Origin of the sequence: Laedolimicola intestinihominis (assembly GCF_040096155.1) — a bacterium.
Taxonomy (GTDB): domain Bacteria; phylum Bacillota; class Clostridia; order Lachnospirales; family Lachnospiraceae; genus Laedolimicola; species Laedolimicola intestinihominis.
In genome coordinates this window covers 1-1,566 of sequence record NZ_JBBMFE010000035.1, presented here as the reverse complement: position 1 = coordinate 1,566, position 1,566 = coordinate 1, and the positions used below count along the sequence as shown (strand labels likewise).

Here is a 1,566-nt window from a genome sequence, read left to right as displayed (position 1 = left end):
TACAGACTTATGCAAAAGTCAGGACTTCACTATGTAGTAGAGTTTGACATAAAAGGTTTCTTTGACAATGTAGACCATTCAAAACTGATAAAACAGTTATGGTCACTGAATATCCGGGATAAAGAACTGCTCTATGTAATCCGTAGGATTCTCAAAGCTCCAATCCTCATGCCGGACGGCAACACAGAACGCCCAACAAAGGGAACGCCGCAAGGCGGAATTATTTCCCCACTATTGGCAAATGTGGTGCTGAATGAACTTGACCATTGGATAGAAAGCCAATGGCAGTGCAACCCGGTAACGGAAAACTACGCTTACAGAGAAAATGCGGCAGGCTGTCCGATACAAAGCCATGCGTACCGGGCAATGCGGAATACACGGCTGAAAGAAATGTATATCGTGAGATATGCAGACGATTTTCGGATTCTCTGTAGAACAAGGGAACAGGCAGACCGGACGCTGATTGCGGTCACGCAATGGCTGAAAGAACGCCTGCGCCTTGATGTTTCACCGGAGAAAACGAGAGTTGTTGACGTCAGACGGAGCTATTCTGAATTTCTCGGATTCAAAATCCGACTACGCAAAAAGGGGAAAAAGTACGTCGTTCAATCGCACATGTGCGATAAAGCATACAAAAAGGTTAAAGCCAACCTGACTAAACAAGTTGGAAATATCAAATTTCCCAAAAAAGGACGTGGAGAAGCCGGGGAAGTACGGCTGTTCAACTCCATGGTTATGGGAATCCAGAATTACTACCAGTTAGCCACTGACATCAGCATAGACTGCGGTGATATTGGCAGAGCTGTTAATACAGTTCTCAAAAACAGGCTGAAATCTGGAAAGACACACCGGCTGAAAAAGGAAGGCCGTGACCTGACAAAAATGGAAATCCAAAGATATGGGAAATCGGAGCAACTAAGATATATAGCACAATCCAAAGAACCGATTTATCCAATAAGCTATGTTCAATGTAAAAATCCAATGAGTCAGCGGCGAAAAGTGTGCGCTTACACAGCGGCAGGAAGAAGTGAAATCCATGACGATTTGCGGATAAACACTTTCTTACTGCTACAGCTAATGAGAGCGCCTACATACAGCCGCAGTACAGAGTATGCGGATAACCGTATCTCACTGTTCTCCGCTCAATGGGGAAAATGTGCGGTAACGGGAAAGAAATTTCAGTGTATATCAGAAATTCACTGCCATCACAAGAAGCCAAAAGGAATTGGAGGCAGAGATAAGTATGAAAATCTGGTATTGGTGCTTGCACCAGTACATGAACTGATACACGCAGCTGATGAGGACACTATTCGTTCTTATCTCACCGCTCTTAAATTGGATACTTCACAGCTCACAAAGCTGAACAAACTGCGAACATTGGCAAAAAGGAAACCCATTGATTTGGAGAAGCCAAATCTTACGAATAATTCTCATAATGGTATGACTAAGGAGACTAAGAAATCTGTTTGATTGATGGAACGCCGGATGCGGTGAAAGTCGCATGTCCGGTGTGAAGCGGGGGAAAAGCTGGAGATAACTTCAAAGGCTTACCTATCGCTATTTCCG

The 1,566-nt window shown here is 44.1% G+C and carries 1 protein-coding gene; it reads left to right on the top strand.

What is annotated here, in order from left to right; translation table 11 throughout:
• A partial coding sequence (locus tag WMO29_RS16645; RefSeq protein WP_349165552.1) for a reverse transcriptase domain-containing protein occupies positions 1 to 1,470 on the top strand: 1,470 nt, incomplete at its 5' end.
• Between the last annotated feature and the right edge of the window lie 96 nt (positions 1,471 to 1,566).